Origin of the sequence: Faecalicatena contorta (assembly GCF_021531995.1) — a bacterium.
Classification (GTDB): domain Bacteria; phylum Bacillota; class Clostridia; order Lachnospirales; family Lachnospiraceae; genus Dorea_A; species Dorea_A contorta_A.
Window position 1 is genome coordinate 1 of the sequence record NZ_JAFBIZ010000319.1, and the last position, 303, is coordinate 303.

Below are 303 nucleotides of genomic sequence, written 5' to 3' on the forward strand. Positions count from 1 at the left end.
GCCCGAAGCCGGTGACCCAACCTTTACAGGAGGGAGCCGTCGAAGGTGGGACCGATAACTGGGGTGAAGTCGTAACAAGGTAGCCGTATCGGAAGGTGCGGCTGGATCACCTCCTTTCTAAGGAAGAGAAGCTTTTTTCGTCTGGAGCAATCCAACTAAAACGGAAGAAGAAGTAGGGGTTGTTGTTTATTGTTTAGTTATCAAGGAGTGAGTGCACAGCACAACTGGAAGAAGTATGATGGAAGCTTGCTTACAATCATACGGATGACAGTTGGGGTGTATAAGAAGGCTTGAATCTACCGA

Annotated in this window: 1 rRNA gene; it reads left to right on the forward strand. The window is 48.2% G+C overall.

Annotated elements, in window-relative coordinates:
- Positions 1 to 117: ribosomal RNA gene (locus JQM82_RS16150) — 16S ribosomal RNA — on the forward strand; the annotation flags it as partial.
- Positions 118 to 303: the final 186 nt, after the last annotated feature.